We start from the raw sequence: 26101 nt of genomic DNA on the forward strand, positions 1-26101 counted from the left end.
TGGTAACCAGCGCCGTACCGTCGTGGACGGGATGGCTTTGTTTGGAATCGTACTGACCTCGATCGGAAGCTACCAGTGGTCGGTCCGTAGGAACGTCCGCTCACGTCGACACCCCTAGTTCGGTCCGGCCGCTGGTATTACTCCAGCGGCCGGATCGGTGGACAATCCGCGTTGCTCCCCGGCGGCTCTACGCACGTCATCCTCGACCGAGGTCCTTTCGCCGTGAGCCGCAATCCGCTTTACCTGGGACTCATCGCCTGCGATCTGGCCCTCGCGCTACTGTGGCCCTCGTTCTGGGCGCTGCTGTTCACCCCGGTCGGGGTCGCGGCGCTGTGGTGGGGCGCGATCGTCCCCGAGGAGCGGTACCTCGAAGAGAAGTTCGGCGACGAGTACCGCGCCTACCGGAGCCGGGTGCGCCGCTGGCTCTGACTCGTGCCGCTCGTCGACGGGACGCCCACTACGGTGGAAGCGTGCCCTTCGCCTTGGCGCTCACCGTCGTCCTCGTCCTTCTCGCACTGTTCCAGCTCGCGCTCATTCTCGGTGCTCCGCTCGGTCGCTACGCGTGGGGCGGTCAGCATCGCGTGCTTCCCGCGCGCCTCCGCGTAGGGAGTGCCGTCTCGATCCTGATCTACGCCCTCATCGCGCTGATCGCCTGGGATCGGGTCGGCGCGATCGAGCTCTTCGGCGAGCCGTTCGCCGAAATCGCGATGTGGGTGATCTTCGGCTACTTCGTGCTGGGGATCTTCCTGAACGCCGCCTCGCGCAGCAAGCCCGAGCGCTTGGTCATGGTGCCGGTCGCGGTCGTGCTCGCCGTGCTGTCGTTCTTCATCGCCATGGGCTACGGCGAACTGGCATCAGCGATCTGACCCACCTACGGGGCGCCGACGCGCTCGCGGATGATGCGTGCTGTCGCTGCCGGGTCGGGCCGGTGCATGACGGACTCCGGCACGATGACGAGCTCTGAGCGCGGCATCTCCCGCGAAAGGCGATCAGCCGCGGTCACCAGGATCGGGAACGTCTGCTCGCCCCGGAGAATGGTCACAGGATTCGGGACGGAGAGCATCTCGGGCGTGGGCGTGGAAACCTGCCGAGCGAGCCGAGCGTCGTAGACGGTGGACTGCGCCAGGGGGAGCAGAGCAGCGAACTGATCGCTCTGGCGGATGGACTCGACCATTTCTGCAGGCAGCTCCACCCCCTCGAGCTGGAACGTCGTGACGGCCTCGGCGAGGGCCCCACTGTCGACCAGCTCTTGCAGTCGCTCGGGGAGTCGCCTGTCGGGTTCGCCGACCCCGAATCGGAACGGCGGCTCGGAGAGGAACAGCGCCCGGATCGGCACCCCCTTCGACGCGGCGTAGAGAGCCAGCACCGCCCCGGAGGAGTGCCCCAGCACGACCGCATCGCCCCCGACCGCCTCGATCACGGCTGCGACGTCGGCCACCTCGTCGTCGGGTGTGGAGCCGCGCCGGTCACCGCTCGATCCGCGGCCGCGTCGATCGACGGTGACGGCGCGGAAGCCGGCATCCGCCAACGCCTCCGCGAGTCCGCGACCGTCGGAGGCGACGGAGAACGCGCCGCCGAGGATGACCACGGCCGGACCATCGCCGAACTGGTCGAAGGCGATGGCGGTGCCGTCGGAGGAAGTGGTCGTCTGCATGCCAGCACGAAACCACGCACCGCCGACACCGGCAAGGCCCGCGCGTCAGCCGACCGGCACGAGGGAGGCGCCCAGCGCCACCACGACCGCGATGGCGAAAGCCAGCGCGGTGATGAGCAGGGCCTTGCGAAGATCCTTCCTGCGGAACTCGGCGTCCTGCACAGGCTCCTCCGCGCCGAGCGCGCCGAAGTTGTACAGGCCCCGCGAGGCGAACCCCACGCAGAAGCGGAAGGCCGCCTGCAGAAAGCCCTGTGCCGAGAGGAACACGGGCACTGCGACGAGGAGGCGCCACGGCGCAGGCCAGCCGAGCGCGAATGCGAGCGCGAGGTAGACGACCGCGAGCGCGAGCCCCAGCCAGCCCGATACCCGACGCCGGCGGATCTCGGCAGGGCCGATGTTGCACACTCCCGGCTGATACACGGCTCGCGAACTCATGGCGTCATTCTCGCGGTCAGAGCCTGATCTCGCCACGAACGATGAACCGCGCACCGAGCAGCCGCTCCCGTCCACGCCGCATCACCGGTGGCGACGAGCCTCTGCCGCCGCGAGCGCAGCCTCGGCTCCGGCAGTCGGTGCGATCGCGACGAGACCTCGATACAGCGTCACGAGCACCTCGACGTCGACCTCGCCGGTGCGGGCCCGATCGCAGTGCACCGCCTGGATCGCCGCCTCCAGCTGGAACCTCCCGAGCGGATGCCCGAACGACGAGGCCCGTCGCAGCAGCGCGGCCCCCTCGGCGATGAGCTCCGCGTCCCACGCGGAAGGATCCTGCTCGTCCAGGGGCGGCCACGGAGTGATCGCGCGAGCGGGAGCCCGTGACTGCGCATAGGTGAGCAGGGCGGCGAGTCCCCACGCTTCGGGCTCGTCGTCGAGGAGGGTCGCGACGAGGACGGCGAGCCACCGGGCCTCGTCGGCGAGCGAGACGCGCGGGTCCGGTCCCTGGTCGAGGAAGTCGAGGGCGTACGCGCCGTAGACGGCCTCGAGCACCGAGCCCAGGCGCTCGGGCATGTCGGCCCGTGAGGGAACCCGGAAGGGAATGCCGGCGTCGCGGATGCGCCGCTTCGCGCGGACCAGCCGCTGCGCCATCGCGGGCCGCTCGACGTCGAATGCGCGAGCGATCTCGGCGGCGTCGAACCCGAGCACGACCTGCAGCATGAGCGGTGTGCGCACCGTCGGGTCGATCGCGGGGTGGGCGCAGGCGAACAGCAGTTCGAGCCGCCTGTCGGGGATCGCGTCGCGACGGGCGAGCGCCATGGTGGGATCGTTCGCCCCGTCATCGGCGAGCGTGGCCGCGATCACGTCGTCCAGGGGCGCGCCGGTGCGATGCGCGGCAGAGCCGAACACATCGCGCATGCGGTTGCGGGCCACGGTGAGGATCCATCCTTCGGGGTTGGCCGGGACTCCGGCATCCGGCCACACGCGCAGCGCGCGCTCGAACGCGTCGCCCAGCGCGTCCTCCGCGAGCGCGAGGTCGTGCGTGCCCGCCGCGAGGAGCGCCACGAGATGGCCGTACGACGCACGTGCGGCACGCTCGGCCGCCGCACGCGCGTCGTCGCCGGCGGTCATCGGTCCGCGAAGGCCGTCCACGCGCCGTCGTGGAAGCGGGTCGCCGTGGGGCGGATCTCGATCGCGCCCCACGCGACCACCGGAGCCTTGCCGGCCCAGGCGATGGCCTCATCGAGGTCGGCGACCTCGATGACGAACGTCCCCCCGAGCTGTTCCTTCGTGTCGGCGAACGGTCCGTCCTGTACCCGCAGCCTGCCATCCGCTGCGGTCACCGTGGTGGTCGCGCTGGACGGCTGCAGCACCTCGGCGGACCGCAGCACGCCGGCCGCTTCGAGGGCCTTCGCGTAGTCGTCGAACTCGCGCATCCCTTCGGCCAGGGCTTCCGGGCCGAGGTCGTCGGCGGTCATCTCGGGGTAGTGCAGCAGGAGGGAGTACCGCATGATGTCGTCCTTTCGTCAGTGGGTGACACTGCGATGACGATCGAGGGTGCGCCCGATCGACAGCCGGGCGTCAGCTCTTCCCGAGTTCGTCGAGCATGCGGCGCTGCTCCTCGGTGAGGCCGTCGTCGAGCTCGCGTCGGCCGATCGCCTCCTGCGGGCTCGGGATGCGCGGGGCCGAGGCATCCGTCGCTGTCGTCGCCCGACCGCCCGCGGCCTTGTCGTACAGCGCGCCGGTGTGATGCTCGACCCTGTCGTCGATGGCGTCGTAGATCGCCCAGCCGATCAGCAGGATGACGGGCGGCAGCACGTATCCCCAGAACCAGCCCCCGACGCTCACGCTCGAGAGCGCCACCGTGGCGATCCAGACGAGGAGGGCCACGGCGAACGCCAGCAGGAACTCGACGAGCTTCTCGCCCGCGCGCGTGCGCTGATGCGCCGACTTCGCGGCCATCGACTGGAACCACCGGTGCACGAGCGGCTTCACCCAGATCTCGAGCGCCGTCATGACGATGCCCGCCCACAGCGCCGCCCACCCGACGCGGGCGGGGGTGAGGAACCCGATGACGAGCAGCACCACCACGTTGAAGACCAGCAGCGAGAGGAACCGCACGACCCACTTCTTCATGCACTCACTGTGCCACGGCGGGGCATCGGTCGGGAGCTACCGGATCGACACCAGGTGATCGATGTCGTCGTGGGGCAGCACGTCGGCCACCGCCGTGACCTCGATCTCCACGAGGTCGGCGCGTCCCGACACGATCGTGAGGAAGGCGGTATCGGCGGCGTCCCGGCCGGTCGCGATGCGCACCAGCGTGGAGCGCGGCGCGAGCGTCGTGGCATCCACCACCCTCCACGCCCCCTCGATCCACGCCTCCGCGACCGCGTGGAAGTCCATCGGCGCGAGTCCCGGGGCGTACACGGCGACCTGACGCGCCGGCACGCCGAGCCCGCGCAGCAGCGCGACGCACAGATGTGCATAGTCGCGGCACACGCCCTGACGGGCCAGCAGCGTGCGCGTCGCGCCATCGGTCGGCAGCGACGAACCCGCGACGTACGCCAGCCGGGTTCCCACCCACGAGGCCACCGACGCCAGCAGTTGCGCGGGGTCGTCGATTCCTGCGAACTCTCCCGCCGCCGTCGGTGCGAGCGCGTCGGACTCGGCGTAGCGGCTCGGTCGTCCGTAGACGAGGAGGTCGGATTCGGATGCCTCGACCGCCGCGGCCTCTCCTTCGATGGTCACGCGGTACACGACCTCGAGTCGCCCGGTGCCGCTCGAGATGCGGTGAAGGCGCGTGCCGTGCGCATCGGCGACCTCCCGCCACGGCACCGGCGAGCCGTCGAGGGTGGCGGAGAACTCCTCCGCCGACGGCGCGTACTGCGCGCTCGCCGCCACGGCGAAGACGAGATCGGCGGGCTGGGTCACATCGAGGACGATGCGGCTCGAGACATCCCTCTGCATGCACTCAGCGTGGCATGCCGCGAGCAGGGCAAGGCACCCCTTGACAGCGGGACGGCCGCGGACGGGTCAGTACGACGAGCGTTCGGTCGCAGGCCGCGCGGCGCCGAAGTCCGTCGCGAGGCGCTCCGACCCGCGGGCGAGGAGCGACACGTCGGCGCCGACGAGAATGAAGGCGGCACCGGCGTCGAGATACGCTCGCGCGGCGGCCGGATCGAACGCGTTCACACCGACCGGCTTGCCGGCGGCGCGGACGGAGTCGAACGTGCGGCGGACGGCGGCCGAGACATCCGGGTGCGTCTGCTGGCCCAGCAGGCCCATCGATGCCGCCAGGTCGCTCGGACCGACGAAGACGCCGTCGATGCCGTCGATGCCGGCGATCTCGGCGGCCGCCTCGACCCCGTCGGCGGTCTCGATCTGCACGAAGAGGGAGACATGCGCGTCGGCGTTCGCGAGGTAGTCGTCGACCCGGTTCCAGCGCGCCGACCGGGCGAGGGCCGAGCCGACGCCGCGGCGCCCGTGCGGCGGGTAGCGAACGGCCGCGACGAGCTCCTCCGCTTCGGCGGCCGAGGCGACCATCGGCACGAGGATGTTCTGCGCACCCAGATCGAGCACCTGCTTGAGCGTCACGACATCGCCGATCGGCACTCGCACGACGGGCGTCGCCGGATACGCGGCTACGGCCTGCAACTGCGCGAGCGCCGACTCGAGACCGTTGGGGGAGTGCTCCATGTCGATGAGCACCCAGTCCAGGCCCGATCCGGCGCAGATCTCCGCGACCAGGGGTGATCCGGAGCACACCCACATGCCCACGAGGGGCCGCTCGGCGGCGCCGAGGACGTCGCGGAACGTCGGGTTCAGACGAAGCGGCATTCGATCACTCCCATGGGTCCGTAGTCGCACCGTACCGCGTCGCCGCGCGAGACCCACATGGGTCGCGTGAACGAACCCGCGAGGATGATCTCGCCGGCTTCGAGCCGGGCGCCGTGCTGGTGGAACTTGTTGGCCAGCCACGCCACGCCGGTGGCGGGGTGCCCGAGCACGCCGGCCGCGACACCGGTCTCCTCGATCTCGCCGTTGCGGCTCAGCACGCCGGGCACCCAGCGCAGATCGATCTCGTCCGGGCGCTTGCGCACGTCGCCGAGCACCATCGCCCCGTAGGCGGCGTTGTCGGCGATCGTGTCGACGATCGTTCGTCCCTCGAGTTCGATGTGCGAGTTGAGGACCTCCAGCGCCGGCACGGCGTAGTCGATCGCATCGAGGGCGTCCGGGAGCGAGGCATCCGGCCCCTCCAGCGGCCTCGCGAGCACGAACGCCAGCTCGACCTCGATGCGCACGTTCGAGAAGTGGTCCACGGGGATCTCATCGCCCGACCGGTAGACCGTGTCGTCGAACATCACGCCGTAGTCCGGCTCGGTGATGCCGGTCGCCTGCTGCATGGCCTTCGACGTCAGCCCGATCTTCCGGCCGACCAGCCGGCGGCCCGCGGCGAGGTTCTGGTCGCGCCAGACGCCCTGGATCGCGTACGAATCCTCGACCGTCGCCTCGGGGTACCGCGCCGTGATGCGGGGGATCACGCCGTGCGTGCGGTCCGCCTCGGCGAGCTCACCGGCGATCTGCGCGATCACGTCGGGTGGCAGCATCCGTCTCTCCTTCGTTGGGTCCAGCCTCGCGGCGGTTGGTTCAGCCTTGCGTGTGCCGAGCCCAGCCTTGCGTGTCCCGAGCCCAGCCTTGCGTGTCCCGAAGTTCATCGCCTAGAGGACGCGCAGGCGGGCGACTTCGGGACACGACGCGGAAACTTCGGGACACGGTGGGGTGGGGCGAGTTGGGGTGGGGGTGGGGTGGGGCGAGTCGGGGTGGGGCGAGTCGGGGTGGGGCGAGTCGGGGTGGGGCGAGTTGGGGTGGGGTGGGCGGGGTCAGAGCTGGTGGCCGAGCTTGTACTCGCCCTGCTTGTACTCGGGCATGGAGTCCTCGCCGGGGCGCGTGTACGAGAAGCCGTCGGCGCCGATCGTGACGGCCATCTCGGACGAGTCGGTGCGTGCGACGACGGGCTGCGGGTTGCCGTCGAGGTCGAGGACGAGGGATGCCTCGGTGTACCAGCTCGGAACAACGGGGTTGCCCCACCAGTCGCGGCGCTGGTTGTCGTGCACGTCCCATGTGACGACCGGGTTGTCGGGGTCGCCGGTGTAGTAGTCCTGCGTATAGATCTCGACGCGGTGCCCGTCGGGGTCGCGCAGGTACAGGTAGAACGCGTTGCTCACGCCGTGGCGACCGGGCCCGCGCTCGATCGCGTCGGAGCGGCGCAGCGCCCCGAGCTTGTCGCAGATCGCGAGGATGTTGTGCTTCTCGTGGGTGGCGAAGGCGACGTGGTGCATGCGCGGGCCGTCGCCGCCGGTCATGGCGGTGTCGTGCACGGTGGGCTTCCGGCGCATCCAGGCGGCGTAGACGGTGCCCTCCTCGTCCTGGATGTCCTCGGTCACGCGGAAGCCGAGCGACTGCATGAAGTTCACCGCACGCGGCACGTCCGGGGTGACCTGGTTGAAGTGGTCCAGGCGCACGAGCTCGCCGGGGGTGTGCAGGTCGTAGCGCCACGACAGCCGCTCGACGTGCTCCGTGGCGTAGAAGAACTCGTACGGGAACCCGAGCGGGTCGATCACGCGCACCGCGTCGCCGATGCCCTTCACGAACCCGTCACGGCTGCGGCGCACCTCGCAGCCGAGCTCCTCGTAGAACGCCACCGCCTTGTCGAGGTCTTCCGGCGTGCGCACCCGGTACGAGAACGCCGCGACCGCTGCGACGTCGCCCTGACGCAGGACGAGGTTGTGGTGGATGAACTCCTCGGTCGAGCGGAGGTAGATCGCGGTGTCGTCCTCCTCGGTGACATACAGCCCGAGCACGTCGACGTAGAACGTTCGCGAGGCGGCCAGATCGGTCACCACGAGCTCCATGTACGCGCACCGCAGGATGTCGGGCGCGGGACTCGTCGGCGTCGGGACCGGGTTGTCGGATCGGATGGGTGCCTCCTGGCTCACGTAGAAGCCCGAGGAGGTGAGGGTCATGTCTTCGCGGTTGGTCATTTCGCGTCCTTGCGTTCGTTCGCGGGGTGGGGGCGTTTCGTCTCGCGTCGCTCGCTCAACGACCGGGAGGCTCCGGTCCTTGAGCGTCGGTCGTCGAGCGAGGGAGCGCCGCGACCGAGACGAGACGCATCAGTGGGATGCCGGGGTGCCGGCCTTGCCGAATGTGGGGTTGTGAGCGGGGCCGAGCGTGATGTGCACGGCCTGCTGGTCGGTGTAGAAGTCGATCGAGCGGTACCCGCCCTCGTGCCCGAGGCCGGATGCCTTCACGCCACCGAAGGGCGTGCGCAGGTCGCGCACGTTGTTGGAGTTGAGCCACACCATGCCGGCCTCGATCGCCTGCGAGAAGTTGTGGGCTCGCCTCAGGTCGCTCGTCCACACGTACGCGGCGAGGCCGTATCTGACGCCGTTGGCCAGCTCCAGCGCCTCCTCGTCGGTATCGAACGGAGTGATCGCGACGACCGGGCCGAAGATCTCCTCCTGGAAGATGCGCGCATCGGGAGCGACATCCGCGAACACCGTCGGGGCGACGTAGTTGCCCGTCGGGAAGCCCTCCGGTCGCCCGCCGCCGGCGACGAGGCGGCCCTCGGTCTTGCCGATCTCGATGTACGACATCACCTTGTCGTAGTGCTCGGGGTGCACGAGCGCGCCGACCTCGGTCTTCGGGTCCTGCGGGTCGCCGACCACGACGCGGGACGCCTGCGCCGCGTAGCGCTCGACGAACTCGTCGTAGATCGGGCGCTCGACGAGGATGCGCGACCCCGCCGTGCAGCGCTCGCCGTTGAGCGAGAAGACGCCGAAGATGGTCGCGTCGATGGCGGCCTCGAGGTCCGCGTCGGCGAACACGATCGCCGGGCTCTTGCCGCCGAGCTCCATCGACAGGCCCTTGAGGAACGGGGCGGCGTTGCCGAAGATGAGCTGCCCGGTGCGGCTCTCACCCGTGAACGAGATGAGCGGGACGTCCGGATGCTTCACCAGGGCGTCGCCGGCATCCTCGCCGAGCCCGTTGACGAGGTTGAAGACGCCCTGCGGCAGCCCCGCCTCCTCGAAGATCCCGGCCCACAGCGATGCCGACAGCGGAGTGAACTCGGCGGGCTTCAGCACGACGGTGTTGCCCGTGGCGAGGGCGGGGCCGAGCTTCCACGACTCGAGCATGAAGGGCGTGTTCCAGGGTGTGATGAGCCCGGCGACGCCGATCGGCTTGCGGTTGACGTAGTTGAGCTGACGCCCCGGCACCTTGAAGGCGTCGTCGGTTTGGGCGACGATCAGGTCGGCGAAGAAGCGGAAGTTCTCGGCCGCGCGACGGGCCTGGCCGAGGGCCTGCGTGATCGGCAGCCCCGAGTCGTAGGACTCCAGCTCGGCGAGACGGGCGTCGCGAGACTCGACGATGTCGGCGATGCGGTGCAGGATCCGCGAGCGCTCACGCGGAAGCATCCGGGGCCACGGGCCCTCGGTGAACGCGCGGCGCGCAGCCGCGACAGCGCGGTCGACGTCGGCCTTCTTCCCCGCGGCCGCCCGCAGGTACGTCTCGTTCGTGACGGGGTCGAGCACGTCGAAGGTGTCGCCGTCGAGCGAGTCGACGAACGCGCCGTCGATGTAGTGCTGGATGCGGCCGGGCAGGTCGGCGGGCACGTGGCGGGCCGCGGTGGCGGTGTCGGTCATGGGATCTCCTTCACTGGAGGGGGTCAGAACGCGGGGAGGCCGAGGGCCTCGTCGGGGTGCTCGTGGATCATGTACGCATCGAGGGTGGCCGAGCGGTGCCGGCGGGCGGCCTTCTCGATCTCCCCCAGGGGGGCGGAGTTCTCGATGAGCTGCAGGATGTTCTCGTGCTCGCGCACGGACTCGGCCGCCCGTCCGGGCACGAAGCTGAAGGTCGAGTCGCGCAGATGCCCGAGGCGCGCCCACTCTGCATGGACGAGGTCGAGCATCCGCGGGTTGGCGCACTTCTCGTAGAGCGCGGCGTGGAACTCCTGGTTGAGCGCGGTGAACGCGCGCGGATCGAAATGCTCGAGCGTCTCGATCATCAGCTCGTTGATGCGACGCGCGTTGCGCAGGTCGTCGGGGGTGAGTCGCCGCGCCGCGAGCGCCGTCGCGGTGCCCTCGAGGATCGACAGCGCCTGCATGCTGAAGCGGTACTGGGAGTCGTCGACCATCGACACGCGGGCGCCCACGTTGCGCTCGAACGTGACGAGTCCCTCGGCCTCGAGCTGGCGGATCGCCTCGCGCACGGGGACGACGCTCATGTCGAGCTCGCCGGCGATCGTCCCGAGCACCAGCCGGTAGCCGGGCGTGAACTCCTGGTTGGCGATGCGCTCCTTCACCCAGCGGTACGCCTGCTGCGACTTGCTGAGGGTCTCGGCCTCGAAGGGCGTCATCGCGTGCCTCCGCGCTCGGCGTCGTAGCGGGCACGCCACTGCGCGTTCATCGGGAAGAGCCCGTCGACGGGATGCCCCTCCGCGACGCGCTGGGCGATCCAGGCGTCCTCCTCCTCCTGCGCCAGCGCGGCGTCGACGACCTCCTCGACGATGGCGGGCGGGATGACGATCACGCCGTCCGCGTCGCCGACGACGACGTCGCCGGGCTGCACCGTCGTGCCGCCGCATCCGATCGTCACGTCGTGCTCCCACGGAACGTGCCTGCGTCCGAGCACGGCGGGGTGGGGCCCCGCCGTGTAGACCGGGATGCCGACCGCGGCCACCGCGTCGGCGTCGCGCACGCCGCCATCGGTGACGATGCCGGCCGCGCCGCGGGCGTGCGCGCGGATCGCGAGGATGTCGCCGAGCGTTCCCGAGCCGGACTCTCCGCGGGCCTCGATCACGATGACCTCGCCCTCACCGACGGCGTCGAACGCGCGCTTCTGCGCGTTGTATCCGCCGCCGTGCGACGCGAAGAGGTCTTCGCGCAGCGGAACGAACCGCAGCGTGCGGGCTGTTCCGACGAGCTTCGCCTCGGGATGCAGCGGGCGCACGCCGTCGATCGTGACGTTGTCGAGCCCGCGCTTGCGCAGCTGCGCGCTGAGCCCGGCGACGGGGACCGCCTCGAGCTTGGCACGCAGTTGCGCGCCGATCCCGGTCGTTGCGCTCCCTCCCTCGACGACCGCGTCGTCGGTCTCGGCGGGCAGCCCGGTGGCCTCTCTCGATCCCCAGGCCTCGGCGCGCTGCAGGTCGTCGGCGGAGGGAAGCGACCCGAGCGCCGCGTCGAAGGGCACCTCGCCCTGCACGACGGTGGTCACCAGGCGGCCCGTGGACGGTCCGCCGGGGACGTCGACCTCGACCTCGATGACGTCGCCCGGAACGGCCACCGATGACCCGGCGGGCGTTCCGGTCAGAATGATGTCTCCCGCCTCGAGCGTGAAGTGCTGCGACAGGTCGGCCACGAGCTGGGGGAGCGGGAAGATCATGCCGGCACTGCTGTCGTCCTGGACGAGTTCGCCGTTCTTCCAGGTGCGCACCCGCAGCGCGAGCGGGTCGACCGTGCGCGCGTCGAGGAGAGCGGGGCCGATGGGCGTGTAGCCGTCGCCGCCTTTCGAGCGGACGTTGGAGCCCTTGTCGTTGGCGCGCAGGTCGTACAGGCCGAAGTCGTCGGCTGCGGTGACCCAGCCGACGTGGTGCCACGCGTCATCGAGCGTGACGCGACGGGCGGGCGTCCCGATCACGAGGGCGATCTCGCCCTCGAAGGCGAGCAGATCGGTGCCGGCGGGCCGTTCGATGGTCGCGCCCGACGGGGAGAGCGAGCTGGACGGCTTGAAGAAGTACGACGGATGCTGCGGCCGCCGCCCGCGCTGGTCCGCACGTGACGCGTAGCTCAGGTGGATCGCGATCACCTTGCCGGGGCGTCCCGGAAGGGCGGCGAACCGGGGATCCGGTGTGGTCTCGTCCATCATGAGCGTCCTCACTCTTGCGTCGTATCCGAAATCGTATACGATGGCTCGACATCCGGCAACACACCCTCGCGAGGGCAGGGGCCGGTGACGAAGTCGTCAGCACAGACACAGGAGTCACGCAATGAGCACACCCACCTCCGAGTCGGGATTCACCCCCACCGGCACGATCGCGAGTCCCGTCGACCGACGTCGCGTGGTGTTCGCGACCGTGGTCGGAACCACCGTGGAGTGGTACGACTTCTTCATCTACGCGACCGCGGCGGCGCTGGTCTTCGGGCAGCTGTTCTTCGCACCGCTCGGCGCCAACAGCGCGATCCTCTCGTTCGCCACGGTCGGTGTGAGCTTCCTGTTCCGCCCGCTCGGCGCGTTCCTCGCCGGGCACTTCGGCGACAAGTACGGACGCAAGGTCGTGCTGATGTGGACCCTCATCCTCATGGGCGCCGCGACGGCGCTCATCGGCGTGCTCCCCACGTATGCCGCGATCGGCATCTGGGCGCCGATCCTGCTGGTGCTCCTCCGCATCCTCCAGGGGCTCTCGGCAGGCGGCGAGTGGGGCGGCGCCGTGCTCATGGCGGTCGAGCACGCGCCTCGTACGCGACGTGGAGCCTTCGGCGCCTCCCCCCAGATCGGGGTTCCGCTCGGTCTGCTGCTGGCCTCGGGTGTGATGGCCCTCATGGCGATGATCGCTCCCGGTGACGCGTTCCTCGAGTGGGGATGGCGCGTGCCCTTCCTGCTCAGCGTCGTGCTGATCCTCGTCGGGTGGTACGTGCGCCGCCGCGTCGAGGAGAGCCCGGTCTTCGCTGAGCTCGCCGAGCGCAAGGAGCAGACCCGCATGCCGATCGTGCAGCTGTTCCGCAAGCACGCGCTGCTGGTGCTCATCGCCGCTCTCGTCTTCGCCGGGAACAACGCCGTGGGCTACATGACCACGGGCGGGTACATCCAGAACTACTCGACCAATCCCGAAGGTCCGCTCGCCCTCGATCGCACCCCGGTGCTGTGGGCGGTCACCGGATCGGCCGTGACGTGGCTGCTCTCGACGCTCGCCGCGGGCTTCGTGTCGGACCGCATCGGCCGCCGCACGACGTACATCATCGGGTGGATCCTGCAGCTGGGCGGCGTCTTCCTGCTGTTCCCGCTCGTCAACACCGAAAACATCTGGCTGATCTTCCTCGCCCTGGCGATCCTCACGATCGGCCTCGGCTTCACCTACGGTCCGCAGGCGGCGCTGTACTCGGAGCTCTTCCCCGCGTCCATCCGCTTCTCCGGGGTCTCGATCTCGTACGCGATCGGGGCGATCCTGGGCGGCGCGTTCGCCCCGACGATCGCGACCTGGCTCGTGAGCGAGACCGGCACGACGCTGTCGGTGACGTGGTACCTGGCCGGCATGACGCTGATCGGCCTGATCGCCACGCTCCTGCTGCGCGACCGCTCGGGCATCCCGCTGGGCCCCGACCACGAAGCCGAGCAGGCCGTCAGCCCCATCCGCGGCCTCTCGAAGGCCTGACCCGGCGCCCGTCTCCGTCTGCACGAAACCGACCTTCGGCCCTTCGCCGGGGGTCGGTTTCGTACAGACGACCGCGGGTGCCGAGGGCGGTGGGGACGGATGCCTCGGCTACCGCGTGCGCATGCCGTCGAGCACGACCGCCACGACGTCGTGCGCGAGGCGCTCGCGGTCGACCGGTCCGCTCGGGCGGTACCACTCGACGATCGAGTTCACCATGCCGAAGATGAGCCGCGTGGCGACCGCGCCGTCGAGGTCGTCGCGCACCTGACCTTCCCGCTGCGCCCGCTCGACCAGCGCCGTCACGCGATGGTCGAACGCGCGGCGGCGCTCGAGCGCAACGCGCTCCACCTCGCTGTTGCCGCGTACGCGCAGCAGCAGGGTGACGTACGGCAGGCGGTCGACGAGCACGCCGACCGCCCCGCGCAGCACCGCGTCGAGGCGCTCCGCCGCCGAGCCCTCGGCCGCGGCCGGAGCGTCGAGCACGCCTTCGAGTCCGCTGAGGGCTTCGTCGAGGGCGAGCGCGAGCAGCTGCTCCTTCGAATCGAAGTGGTGGTAGAGCGCCGACTTCGTCAGACCCAGCTTCGCGGCGACGTCGGCCACCGAGGTCGCGTCGTATCCCTGCTCGTTGAAGAGCGCGACCGCGATCGCGAGCACCTGGGCACGGTCGTACCCGGGCCGGCCGCGGCGGGCGGCGATCGGCGCAGGCTCGGGCTGCGACGCGGGAACGGACATGCGTCACAGTCTCGCACCCTCAGGGCGGGCAGGACTCGATTACTGACCGATCGTTTAGGTAATATGGCTGTCGACCGCGACGGAGCGATCGAGAGGATGCCGATGGCCGAAGCGCTGCAGATCGACAGCGGTGACGATCGCGTCGTCGCCACCCTCGCACGCCCCGAGGTGCGCAACGCGATCGATCAGGACATGATCGACCTGATCCACGAGCTGTGCGCCGATCTCGAGACGCGTCCCCGCACGCTGATCCTCATCGGCTCGGGCGGCGTCTTCGCGTCGGGAGCCGACATCGCCCAGCTGCGCGCGCGCCGCGCCGCCGATGCTCGCCGCGGCATCAACACGCACGCCTTCGAGCGCGTGCGCGCCCTCCCGATGCCGGTGATCGCTGCCGTCGACGGCTACGCTCTCGGCGGCGGCGCCGAGCTGGCCTACGCCGCCGACCTCCGCATCGGAACACCCCGCGTGAAGATCGGCAATCCCGAGACCGGGCTCGGCATCATCGCGGCCGCGGGCGCCACCTGGCGGCTGCCGCAGATCGTCGGCGACGCCCGTGCGGCCGAGCTGCTGCTCACCGGCCGCATCCTCGATGCCGACGAAGCTCTCGCGTGGGGCCTGCTGTCGTCGCTCCACGAGCCCGACGAGCTGCTCGCGGCCGCCCACGCCATCGCCGACCGCATCGCCGCGAACGACCCGCTCGCGACGCGCCATACCAAGACCGCGCTCGCCGCAGCGGCCGACGCGCACCCGGCGCTCGAGCTCGAGCTGCAGGCCGAGCTCTTCGAGAGCCCCGAGAAAGAGCGCCGCATGACCGCCTTCCTCGAACGGCGCAAGGGATGAGCGCCGGCGGCGTTCCGGCGCGCGTCGGCGTGATCGGCGGCGGGCGCATGGGGGCGGGAATCGCGCACGCCTTCGTGCTCGCGGGCGCCCGGGTCACCGTCGTCGAACGTGACGAGGCCGCGGCGGCAGAGGCATCCGTCCGCGTTCTCGAGAGCGTGCGGCGCAGCGTCGAGCGCGGCGCTACGGACCGATCGGCGGACGACCTCGCCGCGGCGGTGGAGACGGCGACGGATGCCTCGGCGCTCGCCGGCTGCGAGCTCGTCGTCGAAGCCGTGCCCGAAGACCGCGACCTCAAGCTCGGCACGCTCTGCCGCGCGGAGGAGGTGCTCGCTCCGAGCGCCGCACTCGCCACGAACACGTCGTCGATCTCGATCGACGACCTCGCCGCGCGTCTTGCGCGTCCCGCTCGCTTCATCGGACTGCACTTCTTCAATCCCGTGCCCGCGTCGAGCCTGGTCGAGGTGGTCGTCGGCGCCGGGACCGACGCAGGGCTCGTCGATGCCGCGCGGGGGTGGGTCGAGGCCCTCGGCAAGACGGCCGTCGTGGTGCGGGATGCCCCGGGCTTCGCCTCGAGCCGCCTGGGCGTCGCGCTCGCACTCGAAGCGATCCGCATGGTCGAGGAGGGCGTCGCGTCGCCCGGCGACATCGACGCCGCGATGGAACTGGGGTACCGGCATCCGGCGGGCCCCTTGCGCACGACCGACATCGTCGGCCTCGACGTGCGTCTCGGCATCGCCGAGGAGCTGCACGCGAGGCTGGGCGACCGCTTCGCGCCCCCCGAGCTGCTGCGCCGCATGGTCGCCGAAGGGCGCCTCGGGCGCAAGGCGGGCCGTGGATTCTACGAATGGAGTGACCAGTGACCGCGATCCTTCCCAGCTACGTCCAGGGCGAGTGGTGGACGCCGGCGGATGCCTCGACCGGCGTCGACGTCCGCGATGCCTCGACCGGCGAACCCGTCTGCCGCGTGAGCACCGACGGCCTCGACCTCGGCGCCGCGCTCGCGTTCGCACGCACGGCCGGGCAGCGGAGCCTCGGCGAGCTGACGTTCCACCAGCGCGCCGTGCTGCTCAAGCAGTTCGCCCAGGCGCTCACCGCGCGCAAGCAGGAGCTGTACGACCTCTCCAAGCGTGCAGGCTCGACCGAGCGTGACTCGCTCAACGACGTCGACGGCGGCATCGGCGTGCTCTTCACCTACTCCTCGAAGGGACGCCGCGAGCTGCCCGATGGCAGTGTCTACCTGGATGGACCGGTCGAGGTGCTCTCGAAGGACGGGTCCTTCCTCGGGAGGCATGTGTACACCCGCCTGCCCGGCGTCGCGGTTCAGATCAACGCCTTCAACTTCCCGATGTGGGGCGCTCTGGAGAAGTTCGCTCCGGCGTTCCTCGCAGGCGTGCCGACCCTCGTGAAGCCCGCCACGCCCACCGCCTACATCGCCGAAGCGTGGGTCCGCATCCTGGTCGAGACCGGCCTTCTGCCTGACGGATCGCTTCAGCTCGTGAGCGGAAGTGTGCCGGACCTCTTCGCGCACCTTCGCCTGGGCGACCTGGTCGGCTTCACCGGCAGCGCGTCCACGGCCGAGCGGCTGCGGGCTCACGACAGCGTGCAGACGGGTGGCGTGCGCTTCACCAGCGAGACCGACTCCATCAACGCCTCGGTGCTCGGGCCCGACGCGACGCCGGGCACGCCCGAATTCGACGCGTACGTCCGCCAGCTCATGGTCGAGCTCACGACGAAGGCGGGGCAGAAGTGCACCGCCATTCGCCGGGCGATCGTGCCGGCCGCATCCGTCGATGCTCTCGTCGAGGCGGTGCGCGCCAGGATCGCGGAGCGCGTGGTGATCGGCGATCCGCATGCGCCGTCGGTCACGATGGGGCCGGTGGTGTCGCTCGAACAGCGCGAGGAGGTGCTGCGCAGCGTCGCCGCTCTCGAGGCCGCGGGTGGGCGCCTGCTGCTCGGATCGACTGAGCCGCCGCAGGTCGTGCACGCCGACGGATCGACGGGGGTCGCCGAGCGCGGCGCGTTCCTCGAGCCGCTGCTCATCGGGTTCACGGATGCCTCGGCATCCGCCGCGCACGAGGTCGAGGCCTTCGGCCCGGTCGCCAGCGTGCTGCCGTACTCGACCGTCGACGAAGCCGCCGACCTGGTGGGCAGGGGAGGGGGCTCGCTCGTGACGAGCGTCGCGACCAATGACCCCGGCGTGGCCGCGACGCTGCTCGCCCGCACGGCGGCCTACAACGGCCGGCTCCTCTTTCTCGACCGCGACGATGCGCGCACGTCCACGGGCCACGGGGCTCCGGTGCCCCACCTCGTGCACGGAGGACCCGGCCGCGCGGGCGGCGGTGAGGAACTCGGCGGCATGCGAGCCGTGCTCCACCACATGCAGCGCACGGCGCTCCAGGGTTCGCCCGAGATGCTGACCGCCCTCACCGGCGTGTGGCATCAGGGGGCGGCATCCCGTTCCGACCGCCACCCGTTCCGCAAGTCGCTGGCCGAGCTCGCGATCGGCGACCAGGTCGTGTCGGGCTCGCGGGTGGTGACGCTCGACGACATCGAGACGTTCGCGCACTTCACCGGCGACCTCTTCTACGCGCACATGGACGAGGAGGCGGCGGCCGCGAACCCGTTCTTCCCGGGCCGGGTCGCGCACGGCTACCTGCTCGTGTCGTGGGCGGCGGGACTCTTCGTCGACCCCGAGCCGGGCCCGGTGCTGGCGAACTACGGCCTCGAGAACCTGCGGTTCGTCACGCCGGTGTCGCCGGGCGATGAGATCCGCGTGGTGCTGACCGCGAAGCAGATCACGCCGCGCGAGACCGACGAGTACGGCGAGGTGCGGTGGGACGCCGTCATCCGCAACCAGAACGACGAGCTCGTCGCCTCGTACGACGTGCTTACGCTCGTCGCGAAGGAGCCGGCCGAGGCGGCATCGTGACCGTCGATCCCGCCGAGCACTTCGCCGGCGCGCGCGAGATGCTGCGCCGCGACCGCCTCTCGGCCGCGCTCGGCATGGTGGTTGTGCGCGACGAGCCGGGTGAGGCGGTCGTCTCGATGGTCGTGCGCGAGGACATGACGAACGGCTTCGGCATCACCCACGGCGGGATCGTCTTCGCGCTGGCCGACACCGCGTTCGCCATGGCGTGCAACGACGACGACGCGGTGACGGTGTCGGCCGGCGCCGACATCACCTACCTCGCGTCGACGACGCCGGGTCAGACGCTCATGGCGACGGCCCGGCGGCGTTCGCGGTCGGGCCGGACGGGCGTGTTCGACGTCACGGTCACCGACGAGACCGGCGCGGTGGTCGCCGAGTTCCGTGGGCGGTCGCTCACCACGAGGCGCGTCGCGGGAGGGTGACGTCCGCCCCCGAGGGGTACCGACCTGCCGCCGAGCGGCGTAGACTTACTGAACGAACGGTCTGTAAATAAGGAGTCGAGGATGACTGCACCCGATCTGAGCGTGCTCGCGCCGGACGAGGCCGAGGAGCAGGCGGCGTTCGACGCACTCATCGCCGCAGAGCAGCGCATCGAGCCGCGCGACTGGATGCCCGAGGCGTACCGCAAGACCCTGATCCGGCAGATCTCGCAGCACGCGCACTCCGAGATCATCGGCATGCAGCCCGAGGGCAACTGGATCACGCGCGCACCGAGCCTCAAGCGCAAGGCGATCCTGATGGCCAAGGTGCAGGACGAGGCGGGGCACGGGCTCTATCTGTACTCGGCCGCGCAGACGCTCGGCATCACGCGCGACGAGATGACGCAGCAGCTCATCGACGGCAAGGCCAAGTACTCGTCGATCTTCAACTACCCGACCCCGACGTGGGCCGACATGGGAGCGATCGGCTGGCTCGTCGACGGCGCGGCGATCTGCAACCAGGTGCCGCTGTGCCGCGCCTCGTACGGTCCGTACGGCCGCGCGATGGTGCGCATCTGCAAGGAGGAGTCGTTCCACCAGCGGCAGGGTTTCGAGATCCTCCTCGCGCTCATGCAGGGGACGCCGGCGCAGCAGAAGATGGCCCAGGACGCCGTGGACCGCTGGTACTGGCCGAGCCTCATGATGTTCGGGCCGCCCGACGACGAGTCGCCGAACTCGGCGCAGTCGATGGCGTGGAAGATCAAGCGGTTCTCCAACGACGAACTGCGCCAGCGGTTCATCGGGATGCTCGTGCCGCAGGCCGAGGTGCTCGGCGTGACCCTTCCCGACCCGGAGCTGCGCTGGATCGAGGAGGAGCAGCGCTGGCACACGAGCGAGATCGACTGGGCGGAGTTCCACGAAGTCCTGCGCGGCCGCGGCCCCATGAACGCCGAGCGGCTGCGCAATCGCCGCACCGCGCACGAAGACGGCGCGTGGGTGCGCGAGGCGGCGGCGGCCTACGCCCGCAAGCAGGCCGCACGCGCGGAAGGACAGGTGGCATGATGGCGACCCCCGGTGCATCCGAACGCGAGACCTGGCCGCTGTGGGAGGTGTTCGTGCGGGCGAACCGCGGACTCAGCCACGTGCACGCCGGCTCGCTCCACGCTCCCGACGCCGAGTTCGCGCTGCGCAACGCCCGCGACCTCTACACGCGGCGCGGGGAAGGCACGTCGGTGTGGGTCGTGCCCGCCGACGCGATCACCACCAGCGACCCCGACTCGAAGGGCGCGTTCTTCGAGAGCCCGGCGGGCAAGAACTACCGCCACGCGGTGTACTACACCGCCTCCGAGGGGGTGCCGCACCTGTGAGCACCGAACTCCAGGGCATTTCGTCTCGCTCCGCTCGCTCAACGACCGAGACGAAACGCCCCGACCCGCACGGCGACGTCACCGTCGAGAGCGTCCGTCTGTCGGCAGAGCTCACGGGCGAAGACGGCCGCATCGCGTCCCCCGACATCGCCGAGTACGCGCTGTGGCTCGGCGACGATGCGCTCATCCTGGCGCAGCAGCTGGGCGGCTGGATCGCGCGTGCCCCAGAGCTCGAAGAGGATGTCGCCCTCGGCAACATCGCGCTCGATCTCCTCGGGCATGCGCGGTCGCTCCTGCACTACGCCGGGACGGCCGACGGTCGTTCCGAAGACGACCTGGCGTACTGGCGCGACGAGCCGGAGTTCCGCAGCGCGTGGCTCTTCGAGCAGCCGAACGGGGACTTCGCGCAGACGATCGCGCGGCAGCTCGTGGCATCCGCCTACCAGTTCGAGCTGTACACGGCGCTGCAGGAGTCGTCCGATCCGACGCTCGCCGCGATCGCGGCCAAGGCCGTCAAAGAAGTGGACTACCACCGCGACCACGCGGTGCAGTGGACCCTGCGCCTGGCCGGCGGCACCGACGAGTCCCGCCAACGCATGATCCGCGCGATCGGCGACGTGTGGCCGTATGTCGACGAGCTGTTCCGCGACGAGCCGCTCATCGATCGTCTCGACGGGGTCGCCGTGCGCCCGTCGTCGTTGCGGGCGGCGTTCGACGGCGTCATCACCGCCGTGTTCGCCGAAGCCGAGCTCGAGGTGCCGGCGGGCTTCACGTCCTCGGGCGGCGGCCGGCGCGGCTCGCACTTTCCGGACCTGGGGTTCGTGCTCGCCGAGATGCAGGTCCTCGCCCGTCAGCACCCGGGAGCGACATGGTGAGCCCGACGGCGGCAGAGGCATCCGCCCGCGCCTGGCAGGTCGCGGCGACCGTCGTCGATCCCGAGGTCCCGGTCCTCACGATCGAAGACCTCGGGGTGCTGCGCGATGTGTCGGTCTCGGGTGACACGGTGACCGTCACGATCACGCCGACGTACTCCGGGTGCCCCGCGGTCGATGCGATCCGCGACGACGTGGTGCTCGCGCTCACCGACGCCGGGTTCCGCGACGTCGATGTGCGCCTCACGCTCTCGCCGGCATGGACCACCGACTGGATGAGCGACGCCGGCAAGGAGAAGCTCCATGCTTACGGCATCGCGCCGCCGACCGGTCGTGCGGCGGTCGGTCCGATCCGCGTCGCGCTCGCTGTGAAGTGCCCTCGCTGCGGATCGCTCGACACGCGCGAGCTCGCCCGCTTCGGCTCGACCTCGTGCAAGGCGCTCTACGAGTGCCGCGCGTGCCTCGAGCCGTTCGACCACTTCAAGGTGCACTGATGGCCACCGGTCCCGACGCGACCGCCCGCGAGAACGAGCGCATCGCCGAGACGCTGCTGAGCAGCGCCGTCGGCGGCCCCCGCACGGTCAAGCGCCGGGCGCGGTTCCACACGCTGCGGGTCGCGGCGGTGCGGCCGTTGACGGATGCCTCGGTCGAGGTCACATTCGCGATCCCCGAGGCGATCCGCGACGAGTTCGACTACCTCGCCGGCCAGCACGTCGCGCTGCGTACGATGCTCGACGGTCACGAGGTGCGCCGGTCGTACTCCCTGTGCCGCGCGGAGGAGTCGGGCGGTGGCGGCGACGGTCCGCGAACGATCAGCGTCGCGATCAAGCGTGATCAGGGTGGCCGCTTCTCCACGTGGGCGCAGTCCGAACTCAAGCCCGGGGATCGCCTCGACGTGATGAGCCCGCAGGGAAGCTTCACCTCGACGCTCGCCGACCTCGACGCAGCCCACGTCGCCGGCATCGCCGCCGGGTCGGGCATCACACCTCTCATGGCGCTCGCTGCGACGGTGCTCGCCCGCTCCGAGACGTCCCGCTTCACGCTGGTGTACACGAACCGGTCCACGACGGACGTCATGTTCCTCGAGGAGCTCGCCGACCTCAAGGACCGCTACCCGTCGCGCCTGGCGCTCCACCACGTGCTCTCGCGCGAGCAGCGCGCGGCCCCGCTCCTGTCGGGACGCATCGACGAGGACCGCTTGCGCCGCATCCTCGACGCCCTCGTGTTGCCCGAGACGGTGGACGAATGGTTCCTGTGCGGGCCGTTCGAGCTCGTGCAGCTGTGCCGCGACACCCTCGCCGACATCGGAGTCGCCCCCGAGCACGTGCGGTACGAGCTGTTCACGACGGGCGAGAACGGCCGCGTCGAAGCGCCGTCGGGAAGACCCGTCCAGGTGCGCGCCGACGAGCCCGTGCACCGCATCGAGGTCACCCTCGACGGCCAGTCGGCCACGATCGAGAGCCCGGTGTCGGCGCACGAGTCGATCCTCAACGCGGCGCTGCGCGTGCGTCCGGACGCGCCCTTCGCCTGCGCCGGGGGAGTGTGCGGCACGTGCCGTGCCCGCCTCCTCGAGGGCTCGGTCTCGATGACCGAGAACTACGCGCTCGAGCCCGACGAACTGGAGCGCGGATACATCCTGACCTGCCAGTCACATCCCACGACCGACCGGGTCGTGGTCGACTACGACGTGTGAGGAACCCATGATCCAGCTGCACATCGCCGACGGCGTCGCCGAGGTCGTGCTCGACGCGCCCGACAAGCTCAACGCGCTCACCCTCGAGGCGATCGGAGAGCTCGACGCCGCCTATGCGGAGGCCGAGGCATCCGGTGTCCGCGCCCTCGTGCTGCGCGGAGAGGGGCGCGCCTTCTGCGCCGGACGCGACATCACCGGGGTCGACCCCGCCACCGACGATGTGCTGGGCTATCTGGGCGCGGTCGAGGGCGTCATGCGACGGATGGCGGCCTTCCCGGCGCCGACCTTCGCCGCCGTGCACGGCGCGTGCCTCGGCGTCGGGCTCGGCCTCGCGATCGCGACCGACGTGGTCTACGTCGCCAGGACGGCGAAAGTGGGCTCGCCGTTCGCGAACCTCGGTGCGCTGCTCGACTCCGGAGGGCACGCGCTGCTCTACGAGCGTCTCGGGGCGCACCGGGCGCTGGACCTCATCTACACCGGCGACCTGCTGTCGGGTGCCGAAGCGGTGGAGTCGGGACTGTTCAGCCGTGCGCTGCCCGCCGACGAGGTGCTCGGATTCACGCGCGAGCGCGCGGCGCGAGCGGCTGCCGGACCCACGCAGGCGTTCCTCGCATCCAAGCGCCTCATCGACAAGCTGCGCGACGAGCGGCTGTGGCGGGTCGTGGCCGAGGAGAACCGCGGGCAGGACGAGCTGCGGCACACCGCCGACTACCGCGAGGGCTTCGCGGCCTTCGGCGAGAAGCGCCCTCCGACGTTCTCCGGTTCCTGAACCGTTTCGTCTCGCTGCGCTCGCCCGACGACCGGGGCTCGGCGCCGGGGCTCACGAGTTCACGCGGATGATCTCCTGCTGGTACGGCGCGACGACGGTTCCCGAGATGCGGCAGTCGAGCATGAGGAATCGGCGGGATGCCTCGGGCTCCGCCGTCCACGACGCGAGACGATCCAGGTCGGACATCGTCCGCACGACGACGCCTTCGGCGCCGACGCCCGCGGCGAGGGCGGCGAAGTCGACCTCGGGGATGCGCATGGGGCCCTCGGCGAGCCCCTTCAGCCCGTAGAGGTTCACCTCGGCGCCGTATGCGGCGTCGTTCCAGACGACCGCCAGGCCCCGGCCGCCGGCGACGCGCACCGCGGTCTCGAGGTCGGCGAGCGCCATGAGGCCGCCGCCGTCGCCGCTCGTGAGCACGACCGTGGAGGTCGGCTGCGCGAGCGCCGCACCCGCCACGGACGGGAAGCCCAGGCCGATCGACTGGAAGGCGGTGCCGACCATCATCATGCGGTCGGGAGATGACACCGGCCAGTACATGTTGGCCCACCCGATGAAGTGCCCGCCGTCCGAGACGACGACGCGGTCGTCGGGGAGCAGCTCGCCGATGCGCGCCGCGATCGAGCGGGGGTCCAGACGCCCGTCAGGGGCGATCCCGTCACCGAGGTCGTACCGGCGCGCCCTCGCGACGTCGACGCTCTCGCGCCAGCCGCTCGGGGCGGCGCCCCTGGCGGCGAGGGCCGTCACGAGCTCGCTCGCCACGACGGCGGCGTCTCCGCGCACGAATCCGCCGACGTGCGGATGCGTCGCGGCCGGCGCGACGTCTACCTGGAACACCCGCGTCCCCGGTGCGAACAGGTCGCCGAAGCGCATCGTGAACTGGTTGAGGGATGCCCCGAAGACGACCGCCACGTCCGCTTCGCGCACGAGCGACATCGCGCCCTCGGCGCCGAAGCCTCCGGTCACGCCGAGGTCGAACTCGGCGCGGGGGAACACGCCGCGTCCGAGCGCCGTCGACGCGGTCAGCGCTCCGACGGCGTCCGCGAGCCGGCCCAGCGCCCCGCCGGCGCCGCAGATCCATGCTCCGCGCCCGGCGAGCAGGAAGGGCCGCTTCGCCGCCGCGAGGGCGGACGCGAGATCCGCGATCGCGCCCGCGGCGAAGGGCCCGGCGGGGGCCAGGGGAGCGGGGAGCCGCGGCTCCGGAGCCTCGGGGAGGGGGCCTGCGTCACGCGCCGCGACGTCGTAGGGGATCGCGAGCACGGTGGGCACGCGGTAGGTGAGGGCGTGCTCGATCGCGATGACGGTCGTGGCCGCGGCATCCGCTCGCCCGACGGTGTACGTGCGAGCGCCGACCGCCGACGCCATCGCGATCTGGTCGACGTCCCACGGGCGTGGACCCGAGGTCGGCTCGTCACCGACGACGAGCACCAGCGGCACGTGCGCCTGAACGGCCTCGGCGAGCGCCGTGAGCGTGTTGGTGAAGCCGGCGCCGTAGGTCGCCGTGGCGGCGGCGAGGCGGCCCGAGGCGCGGTGATAGGCATCGGCGGCGACGACGCCGCCGGCCTCGTGGCGGACCGCGGTGAAGGCGACATCGGTCGAGCGCTCGAGTGCGTCGAGGAAGTAGGCGTTGCCGTTGCCCATCACCCCGAAGACGTGGTCGATGTGGCGGGCGAGGGTGAGCGCGACGTGCGCGGAGACGGTCGGCATGAGGGAACTCCTGCAAGACGGGAACGGGTGTGAGGCCGTATGTGTCTCGCGCGTTCGCGCTGCGTGCCCTTTTTTCGAGCACCGCCGGGATCGTCCCCGCCGGACGTGATGAGTATGCCACACGTCCGACGCGGCAAGATGGGTGGCATGAGGACCATCCAGCTGCGCCGGTACACGCTCGTCGAGGGGGAGTACGAGGCCTTCGTCGATTGGTGGCAGCAGTGGATGCCCCGCGTCCGTCCGGCGGCGGGATTCGCCATCGACTTCGCGTACGGACTGCCCGAATCGAACGAGTTCGTGTGGGCCGTGAGCGCCGAGGGGGACGAGGAGGCTTTCCTCGCTCTCGAGCAGGCCTACCTCGCGTCCGACGCCCGCGCCGAGGCGTTCGCCGGGGTGCCTCAGCGCGTCGCGGTCTACGACATCAAGCTCGTCGGCACCCGCTACGCCTGAGCCGGTCCGCGCACGGGCCCCACGCCTCCGTCGCCCAGCGCCGACCGGATGATCGCGGCCGAGCGGGCGAGACGGGCCGCGATCTCGTCGGATCCGTGGGCGCTCGCGAGGTAGACGACAGCGATCGCGGCCGGGCCGCGTCCGCGCAGCTCGAGCGGCACGGCCACCGAGCGCAGGCTCGGAATGACCTCGTCGTGACTGTCGAACCAGCCGCGGGCCGAGGCATCCGTCACCTCCTGACGCAGATGCGCGTCGGCGTCGCGCGGCCACGAGGCGGCGGGCACGAGTGACAGGATCGCCTTCCCCGGAGCGCCGCGGGTGACCGGATGCCTCGACCCCGGCCGCTGCGCCACCGACGCGACCGCGTGGCGGGGCTCGACGCTGGCGAGGGTCACGCACTCGTCGTGGTCGAGCACGCTGAGGAAGCAGGTCATGCCGAGTTCGTTCGCGACGTCGGTGAGCTCGGGGAGGGCCTCGGCCTGCAGGTCGTGCGCGACGCCCGCCGCGAGGGCGGCCATGCGGGCGCCGAGTGAGACCAGGCCGTTGCCGTCGCGCGCGACCAGGCCGTGGTCTTCGAGCGTGCGCAGCAGACGATAGGCGACCGAGCGGTGCACGTCGAGTCGTCGTGCGATGTCGTCGATCGTGAGCGGCTCGCGGGCGTCGGCGAGGACCTCGAGGATCCGGATGCCTCGGCTCAGGGTCTGCGACGCGGGACCGGCCTGCGCCGCGCGAGAAGGCGCGTCTGTCATCGGAATCGGTCCTTTCGCGTGACGCGCATGAGACGCCGGCGCGCGGAAGCCTTGTGAGCA

At 70.9% G+C, this 26101-nt stretch carries 29 protein-coding genes; 14 read left to right on the forward strand and 15 right to left on the reverse strand.

Translation table 11 applies throughout. The features are described 5' to 3' along the window. The first annotated feature begins 171 nt into the window (after window positions 1–171). A complete protein-coding gene (locus HF323_RS01995) occupies window positions 172–429 on the forward strand; it encodes an isoprenylcysteine carboxylmethyltransferase family protein (protein WP_223169121.1) in 258 nt (85 codons plus the stop codon). A 41-nt stretch (window positions 430–470) separates the two neighbouring features. Further along, entirely contained in the window at window positions 471–866 is a 396-nt protein-coding gene (locus HF323_RS02000) for a hypothetical protein (protein ID WP_169580891.1), read from the forward strand. A gap of 5 nt (window positions 867–871) precedes the next feature. Here HF323_RS02000 and HF323_RS02005 read toward each other — a convergent pair whose 3' ends face one another. The 12 genes from HF323_RS02005 to HF323_RS02060 form a co-directional block, all read right to left on the reverse strand. Further along, window positions 872–1654 carry an alpha/beta hydrolase gene (locus HF323_RS02005; RefSeq protein ID WP_169580892.1) on the reverse strand — a complete coding sequence of 261 codons (783 nt, stop codon included), beginning with the start codon at window positions 1652–1654 and terminating at the stop codon, window positions 872–874. Window positions 1655–1699: 45 nt separating this feature from the next. Next, on the reverse strand, window positions 1700–2089 hold the full coding sequence (locus HF323_RS02010) for a hypothetical protein (RefSeq protein ID WP_169580893.1): 390 nt from the start codon (window positions 2087–2089) through the stop codon (window positions 1700–1702). An 81-nt stretch (window positions 2090–2170) separates the two neighbouring features. Next, on the reverse strand, window positions 2171–3241 hold the full coding sequence (locus HF323_RS02015; protein ID WP_317450964.1) for a DUF6596 domain-containing protein: 1071 nt from the start codon (window positions 3239–3241) through the stop codon (window positions 2171–2173). Continuing rightward, window positions 3217–3600, reverse strand: a complete 384-nt coding sequence (locus HF323_RS02020; RefSeq protein WP_169580894.1) for a YciI family protein — start codon at window positions 3598–3600, stop codon at window positions 3217–3219. The genes HF323_RS02015 and HF323_RS02020 overlap by 25 nt, the downstream gene beginning before the upstream one ends. A 70-nt stretch (window positions 3601–3670) precedes the next feature. Further along, the gene (locus HF323_RS02025) at window positions 3671–4225 is read right to left on the reverse strand and encodes a hypothetical protein (protein ID WP_169580895.1); all 555 of its coding nucleotides are present in this window, start codon (window positions 4223–4225) and stop codon (window positions 3671–3673) included. A gap of 36 nt (window positions 4226–4261) precedes the next feature. Beyond that, window positions 4262–5059: a transglutaminase family protein gene (locus tag HF323_RS02030; RefSeq protein WP_169580896.1), complete on the reverse strand. Its 798-nt coding sequence runs from the start codon at window positions 5057–5059 to the stop codon at window positions 4262–4264. Between the two features lie 66 nt (window positions 5060–5125). Beyond that, window positions 5126–5929: an HpcH/HpaI aldolase/citrate lyase family protein gene (locus HF323_RS02035; protein ID WP_169580897.1), complete on the reverse strand. Its 804-nt coding sequence runs from the start codon at window positions 5927–5929 to the stop codon at window positions 5126–5128. After that, complete coding sequence (locus tag HF323_RS02040) at window positions 5914–6699, reverse strand: fumarylacetoacetate hydrolase family protein (protein ID WP_169580898.1); 786 nt, start codon at window positions 6697–6699, stop codon at window positions 5914–5916. Before HF323_RS02040 ends, HF323_RS02035 begins: the two co-directional genes overlap by 16 nt. A 273-nt stretch (window positions 6700–6972) precedes the next feature. Continuing rightward, entirely contained in the window at window positions 6973–8133 is a 1161-nt protein-coding gene (gene hpaD / locus HF323_RS02045) for a 3,4-dihydroxyphenylacetate 2,3-dioxygenase (protein WP_169580899.1), read from the reverse strand. Between the two features lie 129 nt (window positions 8134–8262). Continuing rightward, window positions 8263–9792 carry a 5-carboxymethyl-2-hydroxymuconate semialdehyde dehydrogenase gene (hpaE, locus tag HF323_RS02050; protein ID WP_169580900.1) on the reverse strand — a complete coding sequence of 510 codons (1530 nt, stop codon included), beginning with the start codon at window positions 9790–9792 and terminating at the stop codon, window positions 8263–8265. Between the two features lie 23 nt (window positions 9793–9815). Further along, entirely contained in the window at window positions 9816–10505 is a 690-nt protein-coding gene (locus HF323_RS02055) for a GntR family transcriptional regulator (protein WP_169580901.1), read from the reverse strand. Then, a complete protein-coding gene (locus tag HF323_RS02060; RefSeq protein WP_188241625.1) occupies window positions 10502–12010 on the reverse strand; it encodes a fumarylacetoacetate hydrolase family protein in 1509 nt (502 codons plus the stop codon). The genes HF323_RS02055 and HF323_RS02060 overlap by 4 nt, the downstream gene beginning before the upstream one ends. 124 nt (window positions 12011–12134) lie before the next feature. On the opposite strand from HF323_RS02060, the gene HF323_RS02065 reads away from it, so the two are divergent. Next, entirely contained in the window at window positions 12135–13517 is a 1383-nt protein-coding gene (locus HF323_RS02065; protein ID WP_169580903.1) for an MFS transporter, read from the forward strand. A 108-nt stretch (window positions 13518–13625) separates the two neighbouring features. On the opposite strand, the gene HF323_RS02070 is transcribed toward HF323_RS02065, so the two are convergent. Further along, window positions 13626–14249 (reverse strand): TetR/AcrR family transcriptional regulator, encoded by a 624-nt coding sequence (locus tag HF323_RS02070; RefSeq protein ID WP_169580904.1) that lies wholly within the window; start codon window positions 14247–14249, stop codon window positions 13626–13628. Window positions 14250–14351: 102 nt separating this feature from the next. On the opposite strand from HF323_RS02070, the gene HF323_RS02075 reads away from it, so the two are divergent. The 10 genes from HF323_RS02075 to HF323_RS02120 all read left to right on the forward strand — a co-directional run bounded on the left by HF323_RS02075 (window position 14352) and on the right by HF323_RS02120 (window position 23138). Further along, window positions 14352–15089 (forward strand): enoyl-CoA hydratase/isomerase family protein, encoded by a 738-nt coding sequence (locus HF323_RS02075; RefSeq protein ID WP_188241626.1) that lies wholly within the window; start codon window positions 14352–14354, stop codon window positions 15087–15089. Next, window positions 15086–15949, forward strand: a complete 864-nt coding sequence (locus HF323_RS02080) for a 3-hydroxyacyl-CoA dehydrogenase family protein (protein WP_169580905.1) — start codon at window positions 15086–15088, stop codon at window positions 15947–15949. The genes HF323_RS02075 and HF323_RS02080 overlap by 4 nt, the downstream gene beginning before the upstream one ends. Beyond that, on the forward strand, window positions 15946–18018 hold the full coding sequence (paaZ, locus tag HF323_RS02085) for a phenylacetic acid degradation bifunctional protein PaaZ (protein ID WP_169580906.1): 2073 nt from the start codon (window positions 15946–15948) through the stop codon (window positions 18016–18018). Before HF323_RS02080 ends, paaZ begins: the two co-directional genes overlap by 4 nt. After that, complete coding sequence (gene paaI / locus HF323_RS02090) at window positions 18015–18440, forward strand: hydroxyphenylacetyl-CoA thioesterase PaaI (RefSeq protein ID WP_317450965.1); 426 nt, start codon at window positions 18015–18017, stop codon at window positions 18438–18440. The genes paaZ and paaI overlap by 4 nt, the downstream gene beginning before the upstream one ends. 81 nt (window positions 18441–18521) lie before the next feature. After that, window positions 18522–19499, forward strand: a complete 978-nt coding sequence (gene paaA, locus HF323_RS02095) for a 1,2-phenylacetyl-CoA epoxidase subunit PaaA (RefSeq protein ID WP_169580907.1) — start codon at window positions 18522–18524, stop codon at window positions 19497–19499. After that, window positions 19499–19804, forward strand: coding sequence for a 1,2-phenylacetyl-CoA epoxidase subunit PaaB (paaB, locus tag HF323_RS02100; protein WP_169581331.1), 306 nt, complete (start codon window positions 19499–19501; stop codon window positions 19802–19804). Before paaA ends, paaB begins: the two co-directional genes overlap by 1 nt. Before the next feature lie 98 nt (window positions 19805–19902). Beyond that, entirely contained in the window at window positions 19903–20679 is a 777-nt protein-coding gene (gene paaC, locus HF323_RS02105) for a 1,2-phenylacetyl-CoA epoxidase subunit PaaC (protein WP_211160246.1), read from the forward strand. Continuing rightward, complete coding sequence (gene paaD / locus HF323_RS02110; RefSeq protein ID WP_169580908.1) at window positions 20673–21170, forward strand: 1,2-phenylacetyl-CoA epoxidase subunit PaaD; 498 nt, start codon at window positions 20673–20675, stop codon at window positions 21168–21170. The genes paaC and paaD overlap by 7 nt, the downstream gene beginning before the upstream one ends. After that, window positions 21170–22369, forward strand: coding sequence for a 1,2-phenylacetyl-CoA epoxidase subunit PaaE (gene paaE, locus HF323_RS02115; RefSeq protein ID WP_169580909.1), 1200 nt, complete (start codon window positions 21170–21172; stop codon window positions 22367–22369). The genes paaD and paaE overlap by 1 nt, the downstream gene beginning before the upstream one ends. A gap of 7 nt (window positions 22370–22376) precedes the next feature. After that, window positions 22377–23138: an enoyl-CoA hydratase-related protein gene (locus HF323_RS02120; protein ID WP_169580910.1), complete on the forward strand. Its 762-nt coding sequence runs from the start codon at window positions 22377–22379 to the stop codon at window positions 23136–23138. A 51-nt stretch (window positions 23139–23189) separates the two neighbouring features. Here HF323_RS02120 and HF323_RS02125 read toward each other — a convergent pair whose 3' ends face one another. Next, window positions 23190–24842, reverse strand: a complete 1653-nt coding sequence (locus HF323_RS02125; RefSeq protein ID WP_169580911.1) for a thiamine pyrophosphate-binding protein — start codon at window positions 24840–24842, stop codon at window positions 23190–23192. Window positions 24843–24989: 147 nt separating this feature from the next. Between HF323_RS02125 and HF323_RS02130 the strand changes: the two genes are divergently transcribed. Then, window positions 24990–25292 carry a hypothetical protein gene (locus HF323_RS02130; protein WP_169580912.1) on the forward strand — a complete coding sequence of 101 codons (303 nt, stop codon included), beginning with the start codon at window positions 24990–24992 and terminating at the stop codon, window positions 25290–25292. Here the strand turns inward: HF323_RS02130 and HF323_RS02135 are convergent. Further along, window positions 25283–26041: an IclR family transcriptional regulator gene (locus tag HF323_RS02135; RefSeq protein ID WP_169580913.1), complete on the reverse strand. Its 759-nt coding sequence runs from the start codon at window positions 26039–26041 to the stop codon at window positions 25283–25285. The genes HF323_RS02130 and HF323_RS02135 overlap by 10 nt on opposite strands. Window positions 26042–26101: the final 60 nt, after the last annotated feature.

Source organism: Microbacterium sp. MF43 (assembly GCF_012847295.1).
GTDB lineage: Bacteria > Actinomycetota > Actinomycetes > Actinomycetales > Microbacteriaceae > Microbacterium.